The organism is Segeticoccus rhizosphaerae (assembly GCF_005222685.1).
In the GTDB taxonomy this organism is placed as follows: Bacteria; Actinomycetota; Actinomycetes; order Actinomycetales; family Dermatophilaceae; genus Segeticoccus; species Segeticoccus rhizosphaerae.
Genome location: NZ_SWMA01000096.1, coordinates 1 through 1,372 on the forward strand (window position 1 = coordinate 1; position 1,372 = coordinate 1,372).

General features: G+C 65.0%; 1 protein-coding gene. It reads left to right on the forward strand.

Annotated features, from left to right (window positions below; translation table 11 throughout):
• Window positions 1-95: 95 nt before the first annotated feature.
• Window positions 96-1,372, forward strand: a 1,277-nt coding sequence (locus FCN22_RS21450; protein ID WP_238384902.1) for an IS256 family transposase, incomplete at its 3' end; no start/stop codon positions are given.

Below are 1,372 nucleotides of genomic sequence, written 5' to 3' on the forward strand. Positions count from 1 at the left end.
GGGACTGTCCGGGAATTGGTGTAACTGGCCCGACACGCCGATGAGGATCGGCGGGGAAGGTCATGATGACCGAGAAACTCACGGGCATGAGCTCGATGCCCAAGAAGGCTAGGAAGTCCCAGTTGCCGGCGGAGGCCGAGCGGGCCGCTGTGCGCGAGCTGGTCAAGGCCGCGCGTGACCGTGGTGAAGACCTGACCGGCCCGGACGGGCTGCTGAAGGTGTTGACCAAGACCGTGCTGGAGACGGCTTTGGACGAGGAGATGACCGACCACCTGGGCTATGGCAAGCACGCGGTGGACGGACGAGGCAGCGGCAACTCGCGCAACGGGACACGCACCAAGACCGTGCTGACCGACAACGTCGGGCCGGTACCGGTCGAGGTGCCCCGAGACCGGGCCGGCACGTTCGAGCCCGTCGTGGTGCGTAAGCGGCAGCGCCGCCTGGGTGACGTGGACACCATCGTGCTGTCGCTGTACGCCAAAGGCCTGACCACTGGGGAGATCTCCGCCCACTTCGCTGAGGTGTACGGCGCATCCCTGTCCAAGGACCGGGTCAGCGTGATCACCGACCGGGTCATCGAGGAGATGACCGACTGGTGTAACCGGCCGCTGCTGCCGGTGTACGCGGCAATTTTCGTCGACGCGATCTACGTGAAGGTCCGCGACGGGCAGGTCGGCAACCGGCCGTTCTACGCCGCGATCGGGGTGGACCTGGCCGGACACCGCGACGTGCTCGGCCTGTGGGCCGGCACCGCCGGCCACGGGGAGAGCGCGAAGTACTGGATGACCGTCCTGGCCGAGCTGAAGAACCGCGGGGTCACCGACACGTTCTTCATCATTTGCGACGGGTTGAAAGGCTTGCCCGACTCCGCAAACACGGTCTTCCCCCTCGCGACGGTCCAGCAGTGCATCGTGCACTTGATGAGAGGGACGTTCCGGTACGCGTCGAAGAAGTATTGGGGTCAGATCGCCCACGACATGAAACCCATCTACACCGCTGCCTCGGCCGATGCGGCCTGGGCAGCGTTCGAGGAGTTCGAGGAGAAGTGGGCCACCCCGTACCCGGCGATCTCCAGTCTGTGGCGTAGCGCGTGGGAGCGGTTCACACCGTTCCTGGACTACGACGTCGAGATAAGACGCGTTCTGTGCAGCACCAACGGGATCGAGTCACTCAACGCCAGGTACCGCAGAGCGGTCACTGCGCGTGGCCACTTTCCGACCGAGCAGGCAGCGCTGAAGACGCTGTACTTGGTGACCCGCTCACTAGACCCCAAGGGCACCGGACAGGCACGATGGGCTACAAGGTGGAAGCCAGCACTGAACGCCTTCGCTGTCACCTTCGCCGACCGCATGCCGGTCGCGGAGAACCTATA